The sequence below is a fragment of the Pseudomonas sp. Root569 genome, assembly GCF_001427465.1.
GTDB classification, from domain to species: domain Bacteria; phylum Pseudomonadota; class Gammaproteobacteria; order Pseudomonadales; family Pseudomonadaceae; genus Aquipseudomonas; species Aquipseudomonas synxantha.
Window position 1 is genome coordinate 1 of sequence record NZ_LMGQ01000007.1, and the last position, 24062, is coordinate 24062.

At 60.7% G+C, this 24062-nt stretch carries 21 protein-coding genes; 11 read left to right on the plus strand and 10 right to left on the minus strand.

The window, feature by feature from the left end:
* Positions 1–318 precede the first annotated feature (318 nt).
* Together ASD70_RS08075 and ASD70_RS08080 are read right to left on the minus strand one after the other, a co-directional pair.
* Positions 319–2517, minus strand: a complete 2199-nt coding sequence (locus tag ASD70_RS08075) for an OsmC domain/YcaO domain-containing protein (RefSeq protein WP_043051791.1) — start codon at positions 2515–2517, stop codon at positions 319–321.
* A gap of 145 nt (positions 2518–2662) precedes the next feature.
* Complete coding sequence (locus ASD70_RS08080; RefSeq protein WP_056846145.1) at positions 2663–6166, minus strand: AAA domain-containing protein; 3504 nt, start codon at positions 6164–6166, stop codon at positions 2663–2665.
* Positions 6167–6541: 375 nt separating this feature from the next.
* Here ASD70_RS08080 and ASD70_RS08085 point away from each other — a divergent pair, with 375 nt between their 5' ends.
* Both ASD70_RS08085 and ASD70_RS08090 read left to right on the plus strand, forming a co-directional pair.
* Entirely contained in the window at positions 6542–7102 is a 561-nt protein-coding gene (locus ASD70_RS08085) for a cysteine hydrolase family protein (RefSeq protein WP_056846146.1), read from the plus strand.
* A gap of 13 nt (positions 7103–7115) precedes the next feature.
* Positions 7116–8168, plus strand: a complete 1053-nt coding sequence (locus tag ASD70_RS08090) for an NAD(P)/FAD-dependent oxidoreductase (RefSeq protein WP_056846147.1) — start codon at positions 7116–7118, stop codon at positions 8166–8168.
* Here ASD70_RS08090 and ASD70_RS08095 read toward each other — a convergent pair.
* Genes ASD70_RS08095 through ASD70_RS08105 form a run of 3 tightly spaced genes read right to left on the minus strand, consistent with a single transcriptional unit; the run spans position 8165 to position 9880 of the window.
* The gene (locus ASD70_RS08095) at positions 8165–8614 is read right to left on the minus strand and encodes an NUDIX hydrolase (protein WP_056846148.1); all 450 of its coding nucleotides are present in this window, start codon (positions 8612–8614) and stop codon (positions 8165–8167) included. The genes ASD70_RS08090 and ASD70_RS08095 overlap by 4 nt on opposite strands.
* Positions 8607–9404: a nucleotidyltransferase domain-containing protein gene (locus ASD70_RS08100; RefSeq protein WP_056846149.1), complete on the minus strand. Its 798-nt coding sequence runs from the start codon at positions 9402–9404 to the stop codon at positions 8607–8609. The genes ASD70_RS08095 and ASD70_RS08100 overlap by 8 nt, the downstream gene beginning before the upstream one ends.
* A complete protein-coding gene (locus ASD70_RS08105; protein ID WP_046068341.1) occupies positions 9401–9880 on the minus strand; it encodes an AAA family ATPase in 480 nt (159 codons plus the stop codon). Before ASD70_RS08105 ends, ASD70_RS08100 begins: the two co-directional genes overlap by 4 nt.
* Before the next feature lie 224 nt (positions 9881–10104).
* Between ASD70_RS08105 and ASD70_RS08110 the strand changes: the two genes are divergently transcribed.
* The 3 genes from ASD70_RS08110 to ASD70_RS08120 all read left to right on the plus strand — a co-directional run bounded on the left by ASD70_RS08110 (position 10105) and on the right by ASD70_RS08120 (position 12231).
* Positions 10105–10428, plus strand: a complete 324-nt coding sequence (locus ASD70_RS08110; protein ID WP_046068342.1) for a hypothetical protein — start codon at positions 10105–10107, stop codon at positions 10426–10428.
* 88 nt (positions 10429–10516) lie between these two features.
* Positions 10517–10942: a DUF2231 domain-containing protein gene (locus tag ASD70_RS08115; RefSeq protein WP_056846150.1), complete on the plus strand. Its 426-nt coding sequence runs from the start codon at positions 10517–10519 to the stop codon at positions 10940–10942.
* Complete coding sequence (locus ASD70_RS08120; protein WP_046068344.1) at positions 10939–12231, plus strand: PQQ-dependent sugar dehydrogenase; 1293 nt, start codon at positions 10939–10941, stop codon at positions 12229–12231. The genes ASD70_RS08115 and ASD70_RS08120 overlap by 4 nt, the downstream gene beginning before the upstream one ends.
* Before the next feature lie 30 nt (positions 12232–12261).
* Here ASD70_RS08120 and ASD70_RS08125 read toward each other — a convergent pair whose 3' ends face one another.
* Complete coding sequence (locus ASD70_RS08125) at positions 12262–13170, minus strand: LysR substrate-binding domain-containing protein (protein ID WP_056846151.1); 909 nt, start codon at positions 13168–13170, stop codon at positions 12262–12264.
* Positions 13171–13262: 92 nt separating this feature from the next.
* On the opposite strand from ASD70_RS08125, the gene ASD70_RS08130 reads away from it, so the two are divergent.
* Together ASD70_RS08130 and ASD70_RS08135 are read left to right on the plus strand one after the other, a co-directional pair.
* Complete coding sequence (locus tag ASD70_RS08130; RefSeq protein WP_056846152.1) at positions 13263–14249, plus strand: DMT family transporter; 987 nt, start codon at positions 13263–13265, stop codon at positions 14247–14249.
* Positions 14242–15102 (plus strand): alpha/beta fold hydrolase, encoded by an 861-nt coding sequence (locus ASD70_RS08135; RefSeq protein WP_046068347.1) that lies wholly within the window; start codon positions 14242–14244, stop codon positions 15100–15102. Before ASD70_RS08130 ends, ASD70_RS08135 begins: the two co-directional genes overlap by 8 nt.
* Here ASD70_RS08135 and ASD70_RS08140 read toward each other — a convergent pair.
* Both ASD70_RS08140 and ASD70_RS08145 read right to left on the minus strand, forming a co-directional pair.
* On the minus strand, positions 15089–16492 hold the full coding sequence (locus ASD70_RS08140) for an MFS transporter (RefSeq protein WP_046068348.1): 1404 nt from the start codon (positions 16490–16492) through the stop codon (positions 15089–15091). The genes ASD70_RS08135 and ASD70_RS08140 overlap by 14 nt on opposite strands.
* 143 nt (positions 16493–16635) lie before the next feature.
* Positions 16636–17166 (minus strand): GNAT family N-acetyltransferase, encoded by a 531-nt coding sequence (locus tag ASD70_RS08145; RefSeq protein WP_056846153.1) that lies wholly within the window; start codon positions 17164–17166, stop codon positions 16636–16638.
* 384 nt (positions 17167–17550) lie between these two features.
* Here ASD70_RS08145 and proP point away from each other — a divergent pair, with 384 nt between their 5' ends.
* Both proP and ASD70_RS08155 read left to right on the plus strand, forming a co-directional pair.
* On the plus strand, positions 17551–19053 hold the full coding sequence (proP, locus tag ASD70_RS08150; protein ID WP_043051797.1) for a glycine betaine/L-proline transporter ProP: 1503 nt from the start codon (positions 17551–17553) through the stop codon (positions 19051–19053).
* Between the two features lie 52 nt (positions 19054–19105).
* Positions 19106–19609 (plus strand): GAF domain-containing protein, encoded by a 504-nt coding sequence (locus tag ASD70_RS08155; protein WP_043051798.1) that lies wholly within the window; start codon positions 19106–19108, stop codon positions 19607–19609.
* Here the strand turns inward: ASD70_RS08155 and ASD70_RS08160 are convergent.
* Entirely contained in the window at positions 19584–20507 is a 924-nt protein-coding gene (locus tag ASD70_RS08160; protein ID WP_056846154.1) for an AraC family transcriptional regulator, read from the minus strand. The genes ASD70_RS08155 and ASD70_RS08160 overlap by 26 nt on opposite strands.
* Positions 20508–20700: 193 nt before the next feature.
* Here ASD70_RS08160 and ASD70_RS08165 point away from each other — a divergent pair, with 193 nt between their 5' ends.
* Positions 20701–21888: an MFS transporter gene (locus tag ASD70_RS08165; protein WP_124402500.1), complete on the plus strand. Its 1188-nt coding sequence runs from the start codon at positions 20701–20703 to the stop codon at positions 21886–21888.
* Here the strand turns inward: ASD70_RS08165 and ASD70_RS08170 are convergent.
* Positions 21881–22654 (minus strand): AraC family transcriptional regulator, encoded by a 774-nt coding sequence (locus ASD70_RS08170; protein WP_046068351.1) that lies wholly within the window; start codon positions 22652–22654, stop codon positions 21881–21883. The genes ASD70_RS08165 and ASD70_RS08170 overlap by 8 nt on opposite strands.
* A gap of 144 nt (positions 22655–22798) precedes the next feature.
* Here ASD70_RS08170 and ASD70_RS08175 point away from each other — a divergent pair, with 144 nt between their 5' ends.
* The gene (locus ASD70_RS08175; protein ID WP_046068352.1) at positions 22799–24010 is read left to right on the plus strand and encodes an MFS transporter; all 1212 of its coding nucleotides are present in this window, start codon (positions 22799–22801) and stop codon (positions 24008–24010) included.
* Positions 24011–24062 lie beyond the last annotated feature (52 nt).

Consider the following 24062-nt stretch of genomic DNA (forward strand, 5'->3'; position numbering starts at 1 on the left):
GGCTCCACAGCTACAATAACTACCTGTCTCCAATAGCCATGGAGCAGCAGGCGGCTTGACCACCGTAATCGGTGTCCGGAAAAACTTGACCAGAACAAGCCCCCTCCCACATTGAAYGCRSAATCAGYTCGARATYATGTTRGTGCGGGTTGAGGATCTGCGCAAGGATCTGGCCCAAGCCTTGGCGCACATCTAACRYCAAACATCGATCAAAAATGTGGGAGGGGGCTTGCYCCCGATGGCGGTGCATCAGTCAGCTTATTTGYAACTGACCCACCGCTATCGGGAGCAAGCCCCCTCCCACATTGACAGTGTAAATCAGCCAAGGCTTACGTTGGCCCGCGCCGCATGCAGCTTCTTGTAGCTGTCGATCAGGCGCAAATGCCGATCCAGCCCTTCCAGCTTCATGCTGGTCGGCGTCAACCCATAGAACCGCACGCTGCCGTCCACCGAGCCGATCACCGCATCCATGCGTTCGTTGCCAAACATGCGCCGGAAGTTGGCTTCGTAGTCGGCCAGCTCCAGGTCGTCATCCAGTTCCATCTCCAGTACCGCGTTCATCGCCTGGTAAAACAGGCCACGCTCGGCGGTGTTGTCGTTGTACTGCAGGAACATCTCCACGCATTCCTTGGCCTCTTCATACTGCTTCAAGGCCAGGAAGATCAGCAGTTTCAGCTCCAGAATGGTCAGTTGGCCCCAGGCCGTGTTGTCATCGAACTCGATGCCGATCAGAGTGGTGATATCGGTGTAGTCGTCCAGCTCGCTTTCGATCAGGCGCTCGACCAGTGCCTGCAACTCGTCCTCGTCGAGGCGGTGCAGGTTGAGGATGTCTTCGCGGAAAAACAGCGCCTTGTTGGTGTTGTCCCAGATCAGGTCGTCCACCGGGTAGATCTCCGAGTAGTCCGGCACCAGGATGCGGCAGGCGGTGGCACCCAGGTGCTCGTACACCGCCATGTACGACTCTTTGCCCATGCCTTCAAGGATGCCGAACAGCGTCGCGGCCTCCTGGGCGTTGGAGTCTTCGCCGTGGCCGGAGAAGTCCCACTCGACGAATTCATAATCGGACTGGGCACTGAAAAAGCGCCACGACACCACGCCGCTGGAGTCGATAAAGTGCTCGACGAAGTTGTTCGGCTCGGTGACCGCCTGGCCTTCGAAGGTCGGCTGCGGCAGGTCGTTCAAGCCTTCGAAGCTGCGGCCCTGCAGCAGCTCGGTGAGGCTGCGCTCCAGCGCCACTTCCAGGCTTGGGTGCGCACCGAACGAGGCGAACACGCCACCGGTGCGTGGGTTCATCAAGGTCACGCACATCACCGGGAACTCCCCGCCCAGGGACGCATCCTTGACCAGCACCGGGAAGCCCTGGGCCTCCAGGCCCTGAATGCCCGCCAGAATGCCCGGGTACTTGGCCAACACTTCGGCCGGTACGTCCGGCAGCGCGAATTCGCCCTCGATGATTTCGCGCTTCACCGCCCGCTCAAAAATCTCCGACAGGCACTGCACCTGGGCTTCGGCCAAGGTGTTGCCGGCGCTCATGCCGTTGCTCAGGTAGAGGTTTTCGATCAGGTTGGAAGGGAAATACACCACTTCACCGTCGGACTGGCGCACAAACGGCAACGAGACAATGCCGCGGGCTTCGTTACCGGAATTGGTGTCGAACAGGTGCGAGCCGCGCAGCTCGCCATCGCGGTTGTAGATCTTCAGGCAGTAGGCATCGAGGATTTCACTCGGCAGCTCGTCATTTTTGCCCGGCTGGAACCAGCGCTCATCCGGGTAATGCACGAACGGCGCATTGGCCAGCTCCTCGCCCCAGAACTGGTCGTTGTAGAAGAAGTTGCAGTTGAGCCGTTCGATGAACTCACCCAGCGCCGACGCCAGGGCGCCCTCCTTCGTTGCGCCCTTGCCGTTGGTAAAGCACATCGGCGAATGGGCATCGCGGATATGCAGCGACCAGACGTTGGGCACGATATTGCGCCACGAAGCGATCTCGATCTTCATGCCCAGGCCGGCGAGGATCGCGGACATGTTGGCGATGGTCTGCTCCAGCGGCAGGTCCTTGCCGGCGATGTAGGTGCCGGCCTCAGACGTCGAGTTGGGCATCAGCAATGCCTGGGCGTCGGCGTCGAGATTCTCTACCTCTTCAATCACAAACTCCGGCCCGGCCTGCACGACTTTCTTCACGGTGCACCGGTCGATGGAACGCAGGATGCCCTGGCGATCCTTGTCGGAGATATCCGTAGGCAGCTCGACCTGGATCTTGAAGATCTGGTTGTAGCGGTTTTCCGGGTCGACAATGTTGTTCTGCGACAGGCGAATATTCTCCGTGGGAATATTGCGCGTTTGGCAGTACAACTTCACAAAGTACGCCGCACACAACGCCGACGAAGCCAGGAAGTAATCGAATGGCCCCGGTGCCGAACCATCGCCCTTGTAGCGGATGGGCTGGTCGGCAATGACCGTGAAGTCATCGAACTTGGCTTCAAGCCGAAGGTTGTCGAGAAAGTTGACCTTAATTTCCATGCGGGCACACCAGAATAACGAGCTAAACAAATTGGCCGCCATTATGAAGATTTTCGCCGGGAAGTCTCAGGGTTTTGCGTGTGGGCTGCCGATCGGTGTCGCTATGCCAGCAGCCTTTAGGCCCCTGGCATAGCATTGCGCCAGGCTAAGGTTGGCTTGAGCTCAGGCGTCGCGCCAGGCTCGTGCGGTTGATAGTCAGCTCACTGCTGACGTCCGGCCCGTGATAGACCATGGACGTTTCGTGGTGCACGTAATCGCCCGAACGTGCGGCGCTCAACCAATTGAACGAGCCGACGCAGAGTAACTCCTCATCGGCCATCACCAGCTTGCTGTGCACCTTGTTGACCACGCGCACCTGCACGGCATGCTGTTTGAGCGCCGCAATCGCCTCCTTGAATTCAGCGATTTTGCCCGGGTTGCCTTCGGACCGGCCGGGGTTGATGTCGGTATTGAAGCGCAAGTCGGTGTAGACCGTCACCTGCACGCCCCGCTGCACCGTGCCGACCATTGCATCCAAGGCGCCGCTTTCGCGCATGCCGCGCAACTTGACCCAGGGCGTCACAATCTGCACTTGCTGGCGTGCCGTTTCCAGGGTGCGTAACAGGAACCGGTCATGCTCGGCAAATTCATGCAGGTGACTCAAGCCAGTGCGCGCGGTAAGCAAATCCACCCGAGGTTGGAAGTCGAACGCCAGTGCGTTCTCCGGGCTGTGCAACAGGTACTGGGCCAGGCGCCCACGAGGCTTACTGGCGGGTATCTGGCTGAACAGATCCATGTCGCCGAACACCAGGAAACTGTCTTTGGCGCGAGACACGGCCACGTTCAACATGCTGTCCCGACGGTCGATGAACGCGCCGTCGGCGTGCTTGGAGTACACCGCCGAGAAAATCACCACGGGCCGCTCGGCGCCCTGGAAAGAGTGCACCGTGCCGACGGTCATTTCACCGTCAAGTTTGCCAGTGCGAATGCCCAATGCGCTGCAGGCCTCGATGATCGCCCGGGTCTGGGCGCCAAAGGGGGTTATCACCCCAAGAATCTCCCAGAGCTCTTTGTCGTAGCGTTCAACGAGCTGCTGTTCGTTGGCCTTGATCCAGGCCGCAATGGTCTGTGCCTCAAGCAGGTTATGACGGCTGCCACCCTGTTTCTGCTGGCACATCCCGTCGATGTGCAGGTAGCCCAGCCCCGGCAAGCCACCTTGCGGTTTGGCGCCCCGGCGCGGTTGCAGCTTGCCCTTGTAGCAGAGGGCGTTGCAGTAATCGATGATCGAGTCATAGCAACGGCGGTGTTCGTAGAGGTAAAGGCCGCGCGCCAGTTCAGGGTCGTAGTGATAGCGGCTGGTCGACTGCGCAATCGCCATGACACTGCCATTGGCGGCGCTGCGCCCGCTGTCACAGAACGCCTCGTAATCGTCGTCCACGCTGCTGCGTGACAACAGGCCGGCGCTGAGCAAATTGCCGATATCCACGGCCGCCGGTATCGACCAGATGGGTTCAATCTGCTGAGTGTCGCCGATCACCAGAGCTTGCCTGGCCAGGGCGAAAGACGGCGCCGCCACCTCAGGAAGCACTTGGCCTGCTTCGTCGACGATCAGCAGGTCGATGAAGTTCAGCGCATAGTCTTTGACATAACCATCGCCATCACGACGGCTGCACGACAGCTCGCCCGGTAATCGGTGAAACGTCGCGACCACACAAGGCGTGAGTTTCATCCAGCGCCGCCAGTTTTTTTCCAGGGTCTTGCGGCCATTTTTTTTACGGCTTTTGAGGATCAGCGGCAACTCCTCGGCGACTTCCATCAACCAACGCCCCTCCCAATAATGGGTGGTCAGCAGGAAGGTCTCGAAGCGCAACGAAGTGTCCGCCCAGGCATCACAGTCCTCCAGCGTCACCTGTGCGGCAGGCTTGCCGGTCGCGCGGGGTAATACGCCAATCACCGCCTGCCAGTTCAACAGCTCGCGCTGCTCGCCGCGCAGCAACTCGTCCACCCGCTCCCGCTGAGCTTGGAGTGTTCTCAGGCTTTGCGCGGCGTGGCTCACGGCGGCGGTCAGGCGGCGCTCCATGTCATGCACATCGACGGCGCTTTGCAGCTCAGTGTCTGCCTCATCGACGTGAAGCTTGGCCAGGCGCAGGCGCTTGGCGGCAATCGGGCCGAACCAGCCAAACAGCGTGTAGATCAACGATTCATGGGCCAGGTAGTGCTTGAAGTCTTTCAAGCGTGCCTGGGTGCTCGCCAGCTGTTCAGTCTGCAGCCGCAGCTGGGTTTCAAGGCGACTGATGGCCGCCCGTGGGTCATCGCCGAGCAGATCCTGGATAGCTTTGCGGGCAGCCACCAGCCGTGGCCAAGTTTGCTCGATCGCGGCGAGTTGCTGCTGGCGCAGGCGAATTTCGGCCTGGAGCTTGTCCACGGTATTTTTCAGCGTGGGTTGCGGGTCGCCAGCAAAGGCCATCGCCGCGCGGCCCAGGTAAGCCTGCTGGGCCCTGTCGAGATAGGCCTGCGACTCAAGCTCAAGGAAAAAGCTCTTGGTCTGGTAAGTGCGCGCCATCTCCGCTTCGGCCGAGGCCTTGGGAAAGTAAGCGCCGAAGCTATTGATGTCGGGCAACCAGCGCCCGGCGAAGGGCCCGGTGCCCGCGGCGAAGTCTTTACCGAACGCCTTGATGATATTGGTGACCGCTTGATTGTTCGTCGAGCTGGCGACAATCACCGGCGGTTCGCCGCCTTCTGCGGCAGCCTTGGCCCAGAGCGAGGCCACCACAGAGAGGACCAAGGTGGTTTTCCCGGTGCCCGGGGGCCCGTTGACCGCCAGGATATCCCCGGTATTCCCGGCCAACAGGTGCGCCAGGCTATCGCGCTGGGCAGGCGCCAGCGCGTATTCGTCACCGGCATGCCCGCGTCGGCTGGCGAACAGGCTGTTGGCCGCAAGGCACGGCTCATCGGCGGTGGGGCCACGCTGTGCAAATCGCTCGAACAATGGCGCATCGGGCTTGCTGGCACGCAGGTGATCGTAGAGCGCAACGATGTTGATGCTGAAACCGTCAGCCTTCTGCTCCTTGAACAGGTAACAGTAGTTGACCGGGTCAAAGCCGTCTTCCACGCCGTCCCAAGCGTTGCACACCGCGTGGAACATGTTCTTGCAGTAGCGCAGGTAGCTGATCCACTTTTCGCGATACTGCTCCGGGTTCACGTCGGTACCGGAGGGCGGCGGTTCGAACCGGGGCGCCTCTTGGGCGGCCAGAAAACGGTCCAGGTCGTACTGTGCACCGAGGGTGAAATTGTCATAATCCAACGGCTCGAGGATGTCACGGGGCACCAACGCCGGCCCGGTCGCGTAGATGCGCCCGTCGCGGGTGACCGACACACGGCAAAGAATCGGTGTGATGAACGCCGGCAACCCATTGCGCGCCTTGCGGTGTTCCGGGCGCGAGGCATAGACAAACGGTCGTAAGGTCACGTCGACGTGCAGTAACTGCGCAGGTTCGCCGGCAAATAGCAGCTCCACCTGCTCAGCCGGCAAACAGCCCGCGGCCAAGGCGGCCATGGGCAAGACCGTATAGGTTTTGACATGGCTGTTGAATAAAGCGCCATTGCCGTTTTCGGCATCGGCCAGGGAGTTTCGCCAGTAGTTCGCGAGCTTCAGAGAATAATCGTTCATCGTCCTGATTCATGTAGACCGTGACTCACTGTCACAGCCGGTGGTTGGGGAATTGAGAACGAGGGTAGCGTTTCAGCAGCCAGAAGGCCAATCCAGAGCCGTTCGCTGATTGCCTGGCGCTCAGCAAGCGCCGAGGGTCAGGGCGATCTTCTGTGGGAGGGGGCTTGCTCCCGATAGCGGTCGATCAGTGACAAATAAGCTCACTGACACACCGCTATCGGGAGCAAGCCCCCTCCCACATTTAGATTGCGCCAGGCCAGTTGAATAACGGTCAAGCGTCAAACTGCCATTGGCCCATCATATTTTCGAACAGGCCACTGTATAAGCCCCGCATCGGCTGATATGTTTCGCGCCTCACCCGCAAAAGGACAGGCCATGGAACCGTTAGCGACGAACGCTGCACTGGTGATCATCGATATGCAAAAAGGCATGGCCGACCCCGCCCTTGGCCGTCGCAACAACCTAGAAGCAGAGCTACGCATACAGCAACTGCTCAACGCCTGGCGCCATGCTCAACGCCCGGTCATCCATGTGCGGCATATCTCCCGCTCTCCCGGCTCGGTGTTCTGGCCAGGCCAGCCCGGCTGTGAATTCCAGGACGCACTGCACCCCCTGGCCCACGAGCATGTGGTGGAGAAAAACGTACCGGATGCCTTCAGCGCCACGGGCCTGGAGCGCTGGCTGCACATGCGCTCGATCAAGCAACTGGTGATCGTCGGGGTCATCACCAACAACTCCGTGGAGGCCACTGTGCGCTCAGGCGGCAACCTGGGGCTTGATGTGATCGTGGCGGCGGATGCCTGTTTTACCTTCGATCAAGCCGACCTGTCGGGACGCCTGTGGCCGGCTGAAGATGTGCATGCGTTGTCGCTCAGTAACCTGGCGATGGACTATGCCAGGGTATTCCAGACCAGCGAGATCCTGGCGAGTCATTAACAAGGAAGCGGATATGCATCAAGGCAAGCGCATTGTAGTGATTGGCGCCGGTATCGTGGGGGCTTCACTGGCCTATCACCTGGCCGGCAAGGGCGCGAATGTGACGGTGGTCGAGGCCGGCGAAGTCGCGTCCGGGGTCACGGCCACCTCATTTGCCTGGCTCAACACGACCCACGACGCACCCGACCCCATTGCCACTTTGCGCAGTGCAGCGATTGACGCGTATCACCGCCTGGAGCATGAGCTGCCCGCCGTGAAGATACGCTGGACGGGCGCCCTGTGTTACGGCGCAGACATTCAGCCTGGGGCGGATTCACGGATCACTCGCCAGCGTATCCAGGCACTTGAGCCGCGTTTGAGAAACCCGCCTGAGCAGGCCCAATTCAAAGCCGAAGAAGGCGCACTCGACGCGGTACACACCACCCATGCCTTAATGGAAGGTGCCCAAGCCCACGGTGCCACGCTGCTGACCCACACCCAGGTGTTGGGTTTCAGGATGCAGGGCTCACAGGTCACCGGCGTTGAAACCAGCCTGGGCGTCATCGATGCCGACGTGGTGGTGCTCGCAGCCGGCACCGGAATCCCCGCGCTGACGAAGCTGTTGGGTGTGCCCCTGCCGATTGAAGCCTCCCCCGCGATCTTTATCCGCTACAACGCCCCACCCGGCATCGTGCGCACGCTTATTTCCAACCCTGCAATGGAGGTGCGCGAAAGTGCTGAGGGGACCTGGCTGGCAGCCGAAGACTATCTGGACGACGCCCCGGAAAACCAGGCGGCCGCCATCGCCCGGCGCACCGCCCAGGCTATTGCGGATGAACTCGAAGGGGTCACGTTCATCGAACCACAATTGGCCTGCGTCGGGCTGCGGCCCATCCCGGCCGATGGCATTCCGATCATTGGCCAATTGCCAGGCATCAGCGGTGTGTACGTCTGCGCGATGCATCCTGGCGTGACGCTGGCAGCCATCGTGGGGAGTCTTGCCAGCGAAGAGATCATGGAGGATAGGGTCTGCCCTGCCCTGGCGCCTTGCCGGCCCGAGCGGTTCTTCCAACCTGAAAACGGTTAGAAGGCGCCGACGTCCTCAAGCATTTCCACCAGCCCCTGCGGCCACACCGTGTCCGTCGTAGTGCGCAGCTCCTCTGCCGACCACCAACGATGATCCGCCATCACCTGGGTCTCCTCAGCCGTCCACTCGGCCCTGGACAGCGCCTCGCTGGGCGCCTGCACCACGAAATAGCGCTCGATCGCCAACACGGTTTCGCCGCTGGGCAGCATCAATGGGAAACTGCGTTCTGCCACGGATTCGCCAACGCTGCTGACAGTGATGCCAGTCTCTTCGCGCAGTTCACGGATTGCGGCGCTGTGATAGGTTTCCCCGGCTTCAACACCACCGCCCGGCGTAGCCCAGTAATTCCTGCCAGCCAATGCGCCGTCTTTATGCACGAAGCGGAACAGCAGCACCTGCTTTGCAGGGCTTATCACCATTAGTCGTGCGGCTTTGCGTTCACGCATTTGATTGATTCCTTTCCCTGAGCGCCGAAACCATCCAACTCAAAAACGCCCGTAGCCGCGTGGAAAACACCTCGCACTCAGCGCTGGGGTTACGCGCTTCAAACAGGAAGTACGCGATTTGCACGCGCATCGAGGGGTACTGTTGAACAAACAGCGCGACGTACTCTTCCAGGGTATGCGGCCACATGTGCGCATCGTCTGCGCGCAAGGTGTGAGTGGCCCGGATCAAGGCTCGCGATGCTTCACGCTGCAGGCGATGACGTGCGTGTTCAGTACCGGCCTGTTCGATACGCACGAGATACGCCGTGAGCGCTTGCTCGAAGTCACCATTGACCGCCATGGCGATGGCGCGGGACGGGCGAAACGGGTCGAAGTACCGTGCAAGGTTTTCGCCCCATACACAGCGGCAATGATGCTTGAGCCAGAAGCCCCAACTGTTGCGGTTTTCCGGCGCCAACACTTGAGCGTGATGACCGATATCGAAGTCGATCTTGGTCACTTGCGGATGCCGTTGTTCCAAGGCAATTCGGGTCGTTTCAATTTGCTCGAGCACCGCAGCATCCGGGGGATCGTTGAGTATCAACGAGAGGTCGAGATCAGCAACCCCGACCTCGGCCTGGCCTCGTGCGACGCTGCCATACAGATAAATCCCATGCAGCCCGAACGCCGCCTGGGACAGGGTTGCGCAGACATCCGCCAGCACGGGCTGGAACTCGATTTGTACAGGAACATCGGCGACGGTGAGGATAAACCCGTCGGCATCGACGCCCGTGGTTTGCAGGAGGGTCACGGGTGATGCACCTCAATCACCAGGCCTTCCTCTTCACTCGGCACACTAAAGTGGCGAGTGATGAGGTCGAATTCAGCGTCAGTTGCAGCAAAGTCATGCTCGCCCTGGGCGTTGCGCGCGTGCAGGCGGGCACGGCAGGTCGCATCGTCCAGTTCCAGATAATGCAGGCGGTGGGGCACCTTGGCCGCCTGGGCCAAGCCGAGCAACCACTCACGGTTGGCTAAGGTGTTGGCCGGGAAATCCAGCACCACATTCACGCCGGATTCCAACAGATTGACCACCAGCGGCCCGAGTACACCGCGCACCCGCTGGGCACAGCGCAGGTAGTCGGCGATGGCCTGGATCTCACCGGGGTAAAGACTGGCCAGCCAGTGGTCTTCGCTGAGCACAATGGCTCGGTGCTCGGCGGCCAGGGTCTTGGCGAGCGTGGACTTGCCGGAGGCGATCTTGCCGCACAGCAGATGCAGGGTTGGCATAAGGCGTTTCCTCTTGTCGGGCCCGGCAGGATGAATCATGCAGTCGCGGCCGTAAACACATCCAGTTGAATCCTGGTTTGCAAGCGAGGTCACCTATAAAGAGACGACAACGCAACGGGAGACCTTTATGAACCTTGCAATGACACTCTTCAGCCTGTTTGCCGGTTGGATGGCAATTGTAATGTCGATGCTGTGGGGCGTGCTGCGGGTGCTGCATCGGCACCATGCTTAGCACACCGGACGGCCGCTATTTTGTGGTCAAGGGGCAACTGTGGCGCTGTACCAATCCGGCCTTGGATGAGGCAACCCGGCAACATTGGGTTAATGCACTGATGGATGCACGCCGGGCGGTCAAGGCGGCCAAGGGCGCCGCTGACGCCCAGGCATTGAAAGCCGCCCGGCAGCAGGTGCAGCATGCCAAGGTCGCATTGGGCGAGCGTGGGCCGGCGTGGTGGCACGATGGCGCTCCGGATTACAACCGCTGCAAAGTCAGCAATACCCCCTACGCGGCATGGTTCGAAAAACATCTCGACACGACCTCCCAGTGAACTTTCTTATAAATGCCATGCTCCTTTCCTATGCGAAGTCAGCGCGCCCTGAGCCCAGGGTGCAGAACGATAAGGAGCCGCCACCGACATGACTACCCTACCCACCTACCCCGTCGTCAGACCTGGTCCGCTGCATGGGACCTTAGTGGCCGGCACCGTGCCATTGTTTCTCGGGGCCCTGCTCAGTGATATCGCCTACGGCCAGACCTACCAGATCCAATGGGCCAACTTCGCCTCATGGCTGATCGCCGGGGCGCTGGTGTTCTGCGGTTTTGCCCTGCTGTTTGCGCTGGTCAACCTGGTGCGCGCCGAACATAAGGGCGGGCGACCTATGGCTTATTTCCTGCTGTTGCTGGGCACCTGGGTGCTTGGGTTGGTCAACGCCTTCCAGCATGCCAAGGACGCGTACGCCATGATGCCTACAGGCTTGGTGCTATCGGCAATTGTCACCGTGCTGGCGATCGTCGCGACCTGGATCGGCCTGACCAACCTGCGCTCAGGAGTTGCCCGATGAAAACCCTCAACACATTGACCCTGCTCAGCGCAGCCCTGCTGCTCACTGCCTGTGGTGGCGAAGGCGACAAGACCCAGGCTCGCGGCCCTGACCCTAAACTGCCTGAACAACAAAGCAGCCTGTTGCCGAGCATGAAGATTGCGCAGCCCACCCCGTGGGGCGAGCAAAAGCCCAACGTGCCCGAAGGCTACAGCGTGACCGCCATCGCCACCGACCTGGCGATCCCGCGCCAGACCCTGGTGCTGCCCAATGGTGACATCCTGGTGGCCGAAGGCCGTGGCGGCAGTGCGGCCAAGCTCAAGCCCAAGGACGTGATCGCCAGCGTGATCAAGGCCCAGGGCAATACCAAGGTCAAGGGCGGCAACCGCATTACCCTGCTGCGCGACGCCGACGGTGACGGCACCTATGAGCTCAAGACGGTGTTCGCCGATAACCTCAACGCGCCCTATGGCCTGGCGTTCGCCGACGGCAAACTCTATGTAGCCAACCAGGACGCACTGGTGCGCTTCGACTACGCCGACGGCCAGACCAAGGCCAGTGCGCCGCCGGTCAAAGTCACCGACCTGCCGGCGCAGATCAACCACCACTGGACCAAGTCACTGGCCGTGAGTGACGACGGACGTCAGCTATATGTAGGCATCGGCTCCAACAGCAACATCACCGAACGCGGCATGGAAGTGGAGATTGACCGCGCCATGGTCTGGCAGATCGACGCGACTACCGGGGCTCACAGGCCCTACGCAACCGGCCTGCGCAACCCCACGGCGCTGACCATTCAACCGGGTACCGGGCAACTGTGGACGGTGGTCAACGAACGCGATGAACTCGGCCCCGACCTGGTGCCGGACTACCTGACGTCGGTGCGAGAAGGCGCCTTCTACGGCTGGCCGTACAGCTATTGGGGCCAGAACGTCGACCCACGGGCACAACCACAGAACCCGGCCAAGGTGGCGGCGGCAATCAAGCCCGATTACAGCCTGGGCTCCCACGTGGCTGCATTGGGCGTGGATTTTTCCATTCCGGCCATGGGTGAAAAATTTGCCGATGGCGTGTTTGTCGGCGAACACGGCAGCTGGAACCGCGACAATCCGGTGGGCTACAAGGTGATCTTCGTGCCGTTCAGCAATGGCAAGCCTGCTGGCGAACCCATCGACTTCGCCACCGGATTTCGCGGTGACGATGGCAAGACCCGTGGGCGCCCGGTGGGCGTGACGGTGGACCCCAAAGGTGCGCTGATCATTGCCGATGACCTGGCCAATACTGTTTGGCGAGTCACCCGTAACCGTTAACCGGATATGACAGGGGTGGCGACGCCCCTGTCAGCCATCACTGTGCAATTGCGCTTGCAGCCACGCCAGCAGCGCTTCGACCTCGCCCCGACTGCCCGCCCCTTGCTCCTTGTAGACCGAAATTGCCTCAGGCAGAAATACGCTTTCAGCGCAGGGCCGGACCAATGCCCCACTCTCGATCAGCCGGCTTGCGGTACGCCGCCAGCCCATGGCGACACCGTGCCCCTCCACCGCGGCCTGCAACATCAGCGGGTAGCTGTCGAAAGTGGCACTGCGCGCATCCCTGGCCAACACCCGACCGAACACCTGCAGCCACTCATCCCACTCCATCAAGTGCGGAGGCTCGGAGCTGTGGTGCAAAAATGTGCAGGGCTGTAATTCATTCAGGGGTAACGGCTGCTCCGGGCAAAGGTAGGCCGGGCTGCACACCGGGAACACCTCGTCGGAGGCGGTGAACATCAGCCTATGGGCGCCACTGGCGCGCCGGGTACTTTGCAGGGCCACATCGAAATGGCTATCGAACTGGGTGATAGGCCGCGTGCAGCTCACCACCTGGATTTCAATCTGCGGGTATTGCTGGTGGAACGTCGACAAGCGCGGCATCAGCCAATAGAACGCCTCGCACAACTGGCACAGCAACACCACCCGGTTGCGTTGCGGGGAGGCGCGCAGGTTAGCCGCGCCATCGCTGATGCTTTGCAACGCAAGGCTGACCACCCGCCCCAATTCACGCCCCTCTTGCGTGAGGAACACCGCACGGTTGCGCCGGATGAACAGCTTCACCCCCAGGTTGTCTTCCAGCCCACGAATCTGCCGGCTGACAGCCGCCTGTGTGATGTGCAGCTCATCGGCCGCCCTGGAGAAACTCTCCAGGCGCGCGGCCGCTTCAAACGGCAGCAAACTGGCGAGGGGCGGTAGGGTTTTGCCGAGTAGATTCATAATTTGAGGTTATGCATTCAAGGCCGAGAACTCGTTTGTAGCACACCCACGCGGCTGGGCACCATGGATGCATTACTTCATGGATCAACCTGATGAGCACTTCCCCCACCTCAGTTTCTATCGGCGTGATATTCGCGGTGGTCGCCACCCTCGGCTGGGCGCTGAATTTTATTGCGCCCTACGTCACCGGGGCTTACAGCCTCTACGACCTGATGGCCGTGCGCTTCTTGATAGCCGGTGCGCTCGGTGTCGTCTGGATGGTCCTGTGCCGGGCGCAACTGTCTGTGCTAAGCCCAGGCCAGCGGCTGTTCGCGGCGGTACTGGGCGCATTGGGGTGCCTGGGCTATGGCGTCTGTATTGCCGCCGGCGTGATATTCGGCGGCCCGGTATTGACGCCAGCCTGCGTCGGCATGGTCCCGGTGCTACTGGCGCTGGTAGGCAACGCCAGCCATAAGACCCTGCGTTGGCGCCAGTTGGTGATGCCGCTGTCTTGCCTCACGGTGGGGCTGTTGCTGGCCAACATCAGCAGCCTGCACCAGCCCTCGCTGGGTGCTGGTTCCTGGCTGGCCGGGCTGTGCTTCTCGTTGGGTGCGGTGGCCCTATGGCTGGGGTTCAGCGTGATCAACCAAAAGCAGCTGGCGCGCCTGCCGGCCTGCGCGACCGGCCTGTGGACCGCCCTGATGCTGGTGGGTGCAGGCGTCGCGGCGCTGTGCCTGCTGCCCTGGATATACGCGCTAGGCTTATTGCAGTTGCCAACCCTTGGCGCTGGCTGGAGCCAGGCATGGCCGCTGTATGCCTGGAGCCTGGTGATCGCGGTGATGTCCACCGTCGTCGGCGCGTGGGCCTGGAACGCAGCGACGCGGCGCCTGCCCATGGTGCTGAGCGGTCAATTGATTGCCCTTGAATCCTTGTTCGCCACTCTGCTCGGCCTTTGGTTTCATCAGCGCTGGCCGACGCCCATGGAGGTCGCAGGCCTGGCCGCCGTGCTGATTGGCGTGGTGATGGCGGTGCGTATCATTCTGGCGCAGGCAAAACCTGCGGCAACCCACCCAACCTTGGGGGAGCTCCAACATGACTGACTCAAGTGACGCCCTGGCACTGCCCGAAGCCTTTGATTTCCGTGGCCAAGCCGTGCGCTGGGGCCAACTCGGCACACAGGGGCCGGCCCTGGTGATGGTGCACGGCACACCATTCTCTGCCCACGTATGGCGCCGCATCGCGCCATTGTTCGCCCGGCACTGTCGAGTCTTCTATTACGACCTGCTGGGCTACGGCCAGTCGCAAAAAGCGCCGGGGCAGGACGTCTCCCTCGGCGTGCAAAACATCCTGCTCGCCGCGCTGCTCCAACACTGGCGACTGGAGCAGCCCCATGTACTCGCCCATGACTTTGGCGGTGCCACGGCACTACGGGCACATCTGTTGGATGGCTGCGACTACGCCAGCCTGACCTTGATCGATCCCGTCGCCATTGCGCCCTGGGGTTCGCCGCTGGTGCAGCATGTGCGCGGCCACGAACGGGCATTCAGCGACGCGCCGGCTTATATCCATGAAGCGATTGTGCGTGCCTATCTCCAGGGCGCCGCATTCAAGCCGCTGCCTGCCGAGGTGCTGCAAGCCTATGTCACGCCATGGACCGGCGAGAGTGGCCAGGCAGCCTTTTATCGTCAGATTGCACAAATGGATCAGCGTTATACCGACGCCATTGAAGTACAACTTGCCAGCATCCGCTGCCCGGTGCAGTTGCTCTGGGGTGAGGAGGATCAGTGGATCTCGGTGGCGCAAGGCGATGCACTGGCTGGCAGATTGGCCGGGGCACGCTACCTGCGCGTCCCCCATGCCGGGCATCTGGTGCAAGAAGATGCTCCAGAGTCCATAGTTGCCGCGCTGATGGCGTTTCTACACTTGCCTGCTGCGACCACTAGAGATCAGTGATTTCCTTGTGGCGCGGCACCAATGCCTTCATCACGCTCCAGGCCACCAGATAGGCCAGGGCGCAGATGGCAAACATGATCATGTAGCCGGTGTGGATGTCGTTGATCGACTTGTAGTAGTCGAACACCCAGCCGCCGATCTTGGTCATGACCACGCCGCCCAGGCCACCGGCCATGCCACCGATGCCGACCACCGAGGCAACGGTTTTCTGCGGGAACATGTCGGACACAGTGGTGAAGATATTGCATGACCACGCCTGGTGCGCCGAGGCGCCCACGCCGATGAGCAGCACCGGCACCCAGAAGCTCAGGTAACCCAACGGCTGCGCCAGCAACACCACCAGCGGGAACAGCGCAATCACCAGCATGGCTTTCATGCGCCCGTCATAGGGTGCATCGCCACGCGCCATGAAATAGCTGGGGAACCAGCCGCCACCGATGCTGCCGACCATGGTCATGCTGTACAGCACCGCCAGCGGCATGACGATATCGGCGCCTTTCATGCCGTACTGTGCCGACAGGTAGGTGGGCAGCCAGAACAGAAAGAACCACCACACGCCATCGGTCATGAACTTGCCAAAGGCGAACGCCCAGGTCTGGCGGTAAGTCAGCAGCTTGAACCAGGAAATTTTCTTTGCGGTGGTGCCTGTAGGCACTGGGGTGAAAGGTTGTACGGTCTGGTCGCTGCGGATATAGGCCAGTTCTTCGGCCGACAGGCGTTTTTGCTGTTCCGGTTTTTCGTACACCGCAGCCCAGACCGCGACCCACAAGAACCCCAGCATGCCGATGACCATGAAGGCCGCTTCCCAGCCCCACAGGCCGGCAATCAGTGGCACGCAGATCGGCGCCAGGATCGCACCGACGTTGGCACCGGAGTTGAAAATGCCGGTGGCCAGTGAGCGTTCTTTCTTGGGGAAATATTCGGCAGTCGCCTTGATCGCAATAGGGAAGTTGCCTGCTTCGCCAATCGCCAATACAGCGCGGGACAGCATGAAACCGGCAATCGACACTGGGATCACTGCCAGGCCGATTGCCCCGCTGATCGCAGCGATGCCCTCGCCCATCGGCACCGAAAACGCATGCATGATCGCCCCGGTGGACCAGATCCCAATCGCCACCACGTAAGCGGCCTTGGTGCCGATCTTGTCGACAAACCGCCCGGCAAACAGCATGGAGATGGCATAGACAAACTGGAACACCGCCGCGATGTTGGCGTAATCGGTGTTGCTCCAGCCAAATTGCGTCGAGAGTTGCGGTGCCAACAGGCTGAGCACCTGGCGGTCGAGGTAGTTGACCGTGGTGGCGAAAAACAGCATCGCGCAGATCGTCCAGCGATAGCTGCCGACTGCCTGGCCGACACGATGGGCACTGATGGGCTCGTTCAGATTCATGGCATCACTTTTTATTTTTGTTAGATAGAACATATGTAACGTCATATGTCGTCGTACAACTTCGACTTTTATATCGGGACGCCCACGCAGTGTCAATCGGAAAGAGTGCCGCTTATCGAGGAGTTAGACCGGTATAAAAAAGGTCAGCTTTGTGCAGTTGTAGGATGACAAACCCGCATCACCAAGCTAGGTGCCTGGCCTGGCACGTCGTCCAACAGGCCGACAGGTTGCATGCCGATCTTTTCCAGCACACGGATCGACGCTACATGGTCGGGTCGTACCAGGCCGAAGACTTCTGGCAGACCGAGGGTTTCAAACGCCAGCACCAACGCATCACGCCCCACCTCGGTGGCGTAGCCCTGCCCCCAGGCTTCGACGGCAAAGCGATAGCCGAGGTTGACGCGTTGTTGTGTCAGATAGTTGAGCTGCGCAATGCCGCCAAACCCGATGATATGTCCGGGCGCTTCTTTGCGGGCGATCGCCCACCAGCCGTAGCCGTGACTGGCCCATTGTTCCATCCAATGGGCCAGCAAGCGCTGGGCCGCCGCGAGATCCGGCATGGGCCCGGCCGGGTTGAACAAATTGGTCTGCGGGTCGCCGAAGATCGCGAGCAATCGCTGAACATCAGCGGGCTGCGGTTGGCGGTAGCTGAGGCGTGAATGGCGGTTTGGCATACAAATGGCGTTCCTGTTTGCGGCATAGGCCTGCGAGCCGAGTTTAGCCAATATCGCCATCGTCGCCGCAGTCAGTTAAGCGAACGAAATGCTCAAAACAGCGACGACCCAATGTGGGAGGGGGCTTGCCCTCGATAGCGGTGTGCCAGACGCCTATTTGTTAACTGACCCACCGCCATCGGGGGCAAGCCCCCTCCCACATTTAAATTTGGTTAAGGCGTGGATTCGCACGCCGGCGCGAGGGCACTGATAACGATATTTTCGCAAACGCGAGAAAAAGTACCCGACGGGGTGAATTATTTCGTGTCCTCTTGTATCTGAACTGACAGAGTGGTGCCATCGTAGCGATGGCACCTCCCCTGTTCAGCTTTAAGAGTGGCCCGCATGAAATTACGGAAAAAACGCGTCAAACCCATCGGATTGAAAGACATCACCATTGTCGACGACAGCAAGATGCGCAAAGCAATCACTGCTGCCGCACTTGGCAATGCCATGGAATGGTTCGACTTTGGTGTGTATGGCTTTGTCGCCTACGTGCTGGGCAAGGTATTCTTCCCCGACGCGTCTCCCAGCGTGCAAATGATTGCTGCACTGGGCACCTTCTCCGTGCCCTTCCTGATTCGCCCACTGGGTGGCCTGTTCTTTGGCGCTCTGGGCGATAAGTATGGGCGGCAAAAAGTCCTCGCCGCCACCATCGTGATCATGTCCCTGAGCACCTTCGCCATTGGCTTGATTCCCGGCTATGCCTCCATCGGCATCTGGGCGCCGATTTTGCTGCTGTTGTGCAAAATGGCCCAAGGCTTCTCGGTGGGTGGCGAGTACACCGGCGCATCGATCTTCGTCGCCGAGTACGCTCCGGACCGCAAGCGCGGCTTCCTCGGCAGTTGGCTGGACTTCGGTTCGATTGCCGGTTTCGTGCTTGGCGCAGGTGTGGTGGTATTGATCTCCACCGTGCTCGGCGAAGCGGAATTCGAATCCTGGGGCTGGCGCCTGCCGTTCTTCCTCGCCCTGCCCCTGGGCATGATCGGCCTGTACCTGCGCCATGCGCTGGAAGAGACCCCGGCGTTCCAGCAACACGTCGACAAGCTCGAACAGGGCGACCGCGAAGGCCTGACCCACGGCCCTCGAGTGTCGTTCAAGGAAATCGCCACCAAGCACTGGCGCAGCCTGTTGACCTGCATCGGTATCGTCGCGGCCACCAACGTGACCTACTACATGCTGCTCACCTACATGCCGAGCTACCTGTCCCACAACCTGCACTACGCCGAAAACAGCGGCGTGTTGATCATCATCGCAATCATGGTCGGCATGTTGTTCGTGCAGCCGTTCATTGGCTTTGTCAGCGACAAGATCGGCCGCAAGCCGTTCATCATCGCCGGCAGCATTGGCCTGCTGTTCCTGTCGATCCCGGCGTTCATGCTGATCACCAGCGGCAAGACCGGGCTGATTTTCAGCGGCCTGCTGATCCTGGCCATTGTGCTGAACTTCTTTATCGGCGTGATGGCCTCCACCTTACCGGCAATGTTCCCTACTCACCTGCGCTACAGCGCCCTGGCCAGTGCATTCAACGTCTCGGTGCTGATCGCCGGCGTCACGCCAACCGTCGTCGCCTGGCTGGTGGAAAGCACCAACGACCTGTACATGCCCGCCTACTACCTGATGGTGTTCGCCGTGGTCGGCCTGGTCACTGGCCTGACCATGAAGGAAACCGCCAACAAGCCCCTACGCGGCGCCGCACCTGCGGCTTCCGACATGGCGGAAGCCAAGGAGCTGCTGCAGGAGCATCACGACAATATCGAGCAGAAAATCGAAGACATCGATGCCGAGATTGCCGCGCTGCAAGCCAAGCGTGAAAACCTGGTGCAGCAGCATCCACGGATTAACTAAGACCTGACTGTGCATGGCCGCTGCGAGCGGCCATGCCACTGGAGTGTTCAGCATGATTCCAAGCGTCACCGCACAATCGCTACTCAGCGCAGACGAACGCGCTGCTATCGCAGAAATCGAAGCCACAACGAACATTCTCAAGCTGGTCACGCGCTTGACCGGCATGAGATTTGCCGGCATCGCCAAATTTACCGACCTGGAATGGGTGGTCTGCTCGGCCTACGACCCTCTGCAAATGGGCATCAATGTCGACGATGTACTCGACCTGGAAACCACTCTGTGCAGTGAGTTCTGCATCAACCCCCAGGCCATGTTCATCCCCCAGATCAGTCAAAACGGCCGTTTTGCGTCGCGCCCGGTGGTCAAGCAATACGCCATTGAAAGCTATGCCGGCGCGCCGATCTTTCTGCCCGATGGGCGCCTGTTTGGAGCGCTGTGTGCGCTGGATTCGCGGGCAATGCTGTTCGACGACCCCAACCTGCCCGAAACCCTGAGCTTGTTTGCGCGGCTTATCGGCTGCATTTTCTACGCTAATCTGAGCCCGGCGGATCACTGACATCCGACCTGCCCCGTAACAAGGCGATATCGCGCTTGGGCGCCAAGCCAAACAGCCGACTGTACTCACGGCTGAACTGTGACGGGCTCTCATAGCCCACTTTGAACGCGGCGCTGGACACGTCCCGGTGCTCGTTCAACATCAAGCGTCGCGCCTCGTTCAAGCGCAGCCATTTCTGATATTGCAAAGGACTCATTGCGGTCAATTGCCGGAAATGATGATGAAAGGTTGCCGCGCTCATCTGCACGCGGGCTGCCAATTCTTCCACACGCAGTGCAGCGGCAAAATTCAACTTCAGCCAATCAATGGCCTTGGCGATGCGATAGCCCTGCCCGTCCACCGAGCAGATCTGGCGCAGGCGAGCGGCCTGATCGCTTTTCAATAGGCGGTAATGAATCTCGCGCTGGACCAGCGGCGCAAGCACCGATATCGCTTCGGGCTCGTCCAGCAGCGCCACCAAACGCGCGAAGCCAGCCAGCATGCCGCCGGTCACCGAGCCGATACCAACGCCCTTCATCATTGCGCGTTCACGGGTCGGCGGCAGATCACCCTGGGCAATCAGCTCGGCCAGCATGCGCAGGTCCAATTTGAACGTCAGGCCCAGGCAGGGTTGCTCGGGGCTGGCAACCAGCACTTGTGAATTGGCCGGAATGTCCAGCGACGTCACCAGAAAGCGGGAGGCGTCGTAGGGGTAGCCCTCACCGCCGACCCACAACTGCTTCTCGCCCTGCACCACCAGCACGATGCACGGTTCGACCATGCATACCACCGGCGCAGCGGGTTGTTCACGCCGATAAAAACCCAGCCCGGCAATCGGCATGGAATAGTCGCCGGGCGCCGGGGTGCGCGAATCTATGGACTGAATCAGCGCATCCAGCAGCGATTGAGTGTTGGTCATGACAGGCCCTTGCAGTTCTTCATGCAACTTTACCTGCGTACCTCCAAGGCGTCGCCGCAAATGGCTGAAACTCAGAGGATCAGGCAAGTAATCCGCTGAAACGTACTACAGAAGCCTTGCCTGCCTGGGGAAAATGGACCGACACCTCGCCAAGGAACATTCCTATGAAATACCTGCTGAGCCTTTTGCAATGATGTCCAACGCCTGGGAACCGCAACGTTGGGGCGCAGTGCTGGCGATGTCGCTCGCCGCGTTCGCACTGGTCGCCTCCGAATTCATGCCCGTCAGTCTGCTGACGCCCCTGGCCGCCGACCTGCACATCAGCGAAGGCCAGGCCGGCCAGGGCATTTCCGTATCGGGTGTGTTTGCCCTGCTCACCAGCCTGGTGATCGCCTCGATTGCCGCACGGGTGGACCGCAAAAGCCTGTTGATGGCACTGACGCTGCTAATGATCATCTCCGGCACGGTGGTGGCGTTTGCGCCGACCTACTGGGTGTTCATGCTCGGCCGTGGGTTGATCGGCGTGGCAATTGGCGGCTTCTGGTCGCTGTCGGCAGCCACGGCCATGCGACTGGTGTCGCAGGCCCACGTACCGCGAGCCTTGGCCATCGTCAATGGCGGCAACGCCCTGGCGACGGTAATTGCGGCGCCGCTGGGCAGCTTTCTCGGCGGCATAATCGGCTGGCGCGGGGCGTTTTTCTGCGTGGTGCCTGTGGCCGTGATTGCACTGGTGTGGCTGCTGGTCAGCCTGCCAGCGTTGAAGCCCACCGGCAAAGCGAAAACCGGCAACGCATTGCGCCTGATGAAAAACTCGACGGTGGCCCTGGGCATGCTCGCTGTCAGCGTGTTCTTCATGGGCCAGTTCATGTTGTTCACCTACCTGCGCCCGTTCCTGGAAAGTGTCACGCGGGTCGAGGTGTCCACGTTGTCGTTGATACTGCTGGTACTCGGCCTGGCAGGTCTGGCAGGCACGTTCTTGATTGACCGTCTCCTGAAGCACAACCTTTACCCGACGCTGATTGCCATCCCACTGATCATGGCAGGCATCGCCCTGGCGCTGGTGGCATTCGGCAGTTCAACGCTGATGACTACGCTGCTGCTGGGCAGTTGGGGTCTGGTAGCAACCGCCGCGCCCGTAGGCTGGTGGACCTGGCTGGCAAAAACCTTGCCCGACGACGCCGAGGCCGGAGGCGGATTGATGGTCGCCATCATTCAATTGGCGATTGCAGCCGGCGCCACGGTCGGTGGCGTGGCGTTCGACCTGAGCGGCTACCAGGCTACCTTTGAGCTGAGCGCTGGATTGCTGATAGTCGCCACGCTGCTGGCCTACCTGGCTTCACGCCACCCAGCGCGTATGCACGTTATCAAAGGCGCTACCTGAAAAACTGGCTCGGCGTGCGCCCAAACTGCTTCTTGAACATACTGGTAAACGCACTCGGGCTTTCATACCCCAGCTCAAACGCCACATCGATAATCTTCTCCCCCACCGCAATGCGCTCCAGCGCCAGCAGCAGCCGCGCCTGCTGGCGCCATTGGCCGAAGGTCATGCCGGTTTCCTTGCGGAACAGGCGCTGGATGGTGGTTTGGTCTAGCCCCAGGCGCGCACTCCAGTGCGCGACGGTGGAGGCATCTCCCGGTTCGTTCTGCAACGCCAGGCAGATCTGGCTCAGGCGCGGGTCGGCAGGCTGTGGCAGGGACAGTGGCAAGGCTGGAAGGTTGGCCAGTTCGTCGAGGATCAGGTGCATGATCCGGGCATCGCGTGAGTCCTCGGCATAGGGCGGTTTCAGGCTGACCGAGGCCTTGATCAGCTCGCTCAACAATGGGGAAACCGTCACCGTCTTCGGCTCGGCCGGCAGGTTCGGGAAGCTGTCCGGGCGCACGAACACACTGCGCATCTTCAACGTGCCTACGCAGCGCAATGAGTGAACTTGACCACAGGGCATCCAAAAGCCACGATTGGGCGGTACCGTCCATTGCCGCAGGGCCGAATACACCACCATGACGCCGCCGATGGCGTACAGCAGTTGATGCTTGTTGTGGCTGTGTTCAGGGATCACCCAGTTTTCCGGATAATCGGTGGCCGAGCTGATGACAGCCCAGTCGCCCTCGTCAATATCCCGAAGAAATTTATCCAGTGATCTGATCATTTTGCCCTTTTTGCGATGGTTTCTGCCCGAATTGCGCGAGACAGGCTTTTTCTTCGAATTTAGCATAGCTTTCGAAACAATTAGAAATGGCTGCCAGCTAAAGTACTGTCTGCCCCTGTTTGCTGCCTTGTATGGAATGCCCGCATGTCGAGCCTTACTGCGACACCCGCCGCTGCCACAACCACGCCCCAGATAAGCCCCCTGGTGATGCGCGTCCTCGGCGCCTGTGCCCTGGCGCATATGATCAATGACCTGATCCAGGCCGTGCTGCCGTCGGTCTACCCGATGCTCAAGGCCAACTACGGCCTGAGCTTCACCCAGGTCGGCCTGATCACCCTGACCTTCCAGTTGACCGCCTCCTTGCTGCAACCCTGGATCGGCTATCACACCGACCGTCATCCCAAGCCGTGGCTGCTGCCAGCGGGCATGGTGTGCACCTTGGTCGGTATTTTGATGCTGGCGTTTGTCGGCAGCTTCCCGGCGATTCTGCTCGCGGCGGGGTTGGTGGGCGTTGGCTCGTCGACCTTCCACCCAGAAACCTCCCGCGTCGCCCGCCTGGCCTCCGGTGGCCGCTATGGCCTGGCGCAATCGACCTTCCAGGTCGGTGGCAACACCGGCAGCGCCTTCGGCCCGTTGCTGGCGGCGGCCATCATCATTCCCTACGGCCAAAGCCATATCGCCTGGTTCGGTCTGTTCGCAGTGTTCGCGATCCTGGTGCTGTACGGATTGAGCCGCTGGTACCGCCACCACCTCAACCTGTTCAAGCTCAAGCAAGGCAGCCAGGCGACCCATGGCCTTTCCAAGGGCCGCGTGACCTTTGCCCTGGTGGTCCTGGCCGTGCTGGTGTTCTCCAAATACTGGTACATGACCAGCCTGACCAGCTACTTCACCTTCTACCTGATTGAGAAGTTCCAGCTGTCGGTTGCCAGCTCGCAGATGTACCTGTTCCTGTTCCTCGGCGCGGTGGCGGTCGGCACCTTCGCCGGTGGCCCGATCGGCGACAAGATCGGCCGCAAGAAAGTCATCTGGTTCTCGATCCTCGGTGCCGCGCCGTTCACCCTCGCCCTGCCCTACGTCGACCTGTTCTGGACCGCCGTGCTCAGCGTGATCATCGGCTTTGTCATCGCCTCGGCGTTCTCGGCCATCGTGGTATTTGCCCAGGAGCTGGTGCCAGGCAATGTGGGCATGATCGCCGGGATATTCTTCGGCCTGATGTTCGGTTTCAGCGGTATCGGTGCGGCGCTGCTCGGCATGCTCGCCGACCATCATGGCATCGAGTACGTCTACAAGCTGTGCTCTTTCCTGCCGTTGGTGGGCATCCTGACGATATTGCTGCCTTCGACCAAGGGCGTGTGATTTCTGGGTGCACCCAAAAGTAGATAAATGATACGCCGCGATCCAAATGTGG

Bases quoted from the DNA above. Each gene is read 5' to 3' on its own strand.
- ASD70_RS08095 (WP_056846148.1), bottom strand. From the start codon at position 8,614: ATGCGTGAACGCAAAGCCGCACGACTAATGGTGATAAGCCCTGCAAAG.
- ASD70_RS08165 (WP_124402500.1), top strand. From the start codon at position 20,701: ATGTCCAACGCCTGGGAACCGCAACGTTGGGGCGCAGTGCTGGCGATG.
- ASD70_RS08135 (WP_046068347.1), top strand. From the start codon at position 14,242: ATGACTGACTCAAGTGACGCCCTGGCACTGCCCGAAGCCTTTGATTTC.
- ASD70_RS08145 (WP_056846153.1), bottom strand. From the start codon at position 17,166: ATGCCAAACCGCCATTCACGCCTCAGCTACCGCCAACCGCAGCCCGCT.
- ASD70_RS08080 (WP_056846145.1), bottom strand. From the start codon at position 6,166: ATGAACGATTATTCTCTGAAGCTCGCGAACTACTGGCGAAACTCCCTG.
- ASD70_RS08155 (WP_043051798.1), top strand. From the start codon at position 19,106: ATGATTCCAAGCGTCACCGCACAATCGCTACTCAGCGCAGACGAACGC.
- ASD70_RS08130 (WP_056846152.1), top strand. From the start codon at position 13,263: ATGAGCACTTCCCCCACCTCAGTTTCTATCGGCGTGATATTCGCGGTG.
- ASD70_RS08170 (WP_046068351.1), bottom strand. From the start codon at position 22,654: ATGATCAGATCACTGGATAAATTTCTTCGGGATATTGACGAGGGCGAC.
- ASD70_RS08160 (WP_056846154.1), bottom strand. From the start codon at position 20,507: ATGACCAACACTCAATCGCTGCTGGATGCGCTGATTCAGTCCATAGAT.
- ASD70_RS08125 (WP_056846151.1), bottom strand. From the start codon at position 13,170: ATGAATCTACTCGGCAAAACCCTACCGCCCCTCGCCAGTTTGCTGCCG.
- proP (WP_043051797.1), top strand. From the start codon at position 17,551: ATGAAATTACGGAAAAAACGCGTCAAACCCATCGGATTGAAAGACATC.
- ASD70_RS08075 (WP_043051791.1), bottom strand. From the start codon at position 2,517: ATGGAAATTAAGGTCAACTTTCTCGACAACCTTCGGCTTGAAGCCAAG.
- ASD70_RS08175 (WP_046068352.1), top strand. From the start codon at position 22,799: ATGTCGAGCCTTACTGCGACACCCGCCGCTGCCACAACCACGCCCCAG.
- ASD70_RS08140 (WP_046068348.1), bottom strand. From the start codon at position 16,492: ATGAATCTGAACGAGCCCATCAGTGCCCATCGTGTCGGCCAGGCAGTC.
- ASD70_RS08110 (WP_046068342.1), top strand. From the start codon at position 10,105: ATGCTTAGCACACCGGACGGCCGCTATTTTGTGGTCAAGGGGCAACTG.
- ASD70_RS08120 (WP_046068344.1), top strand. From the start codon at position 10,939: ATGAAAACCCTCAACACATTGACCCTGCTCAGCGCAGCCCTGCTGCTC.
- ASD70_RS08115 (WP_056846150.1), top strand. From the start codon at position 10,517: ATGACTACCCTACCCACCTACCCCGTCGTCAGACCTGGTCCGCTGCAT.
- ASD70_RS08105 (WP_046068341.1), bottom strand. From the start codon at position 9,880: ATGCCAACCCTGCATCTGCTGTGCGGCAAGATCGCCTCCGGCAAGTCC.
- ASD70_RS08090 (WP_056846147.1), top strand. From the start codon at position 7,116: ATGCATCAAGGCAAGCGCATTGTAGTGATTGGCGCCGGTATCGTGGGG.
- ASD70_RS08085 (WP_056846146.1), top strand. From the start codon at position 6,542: ATGGAACCGTTAGCGACGAACGCTGCACTGGTGATCATCGATATGCAA.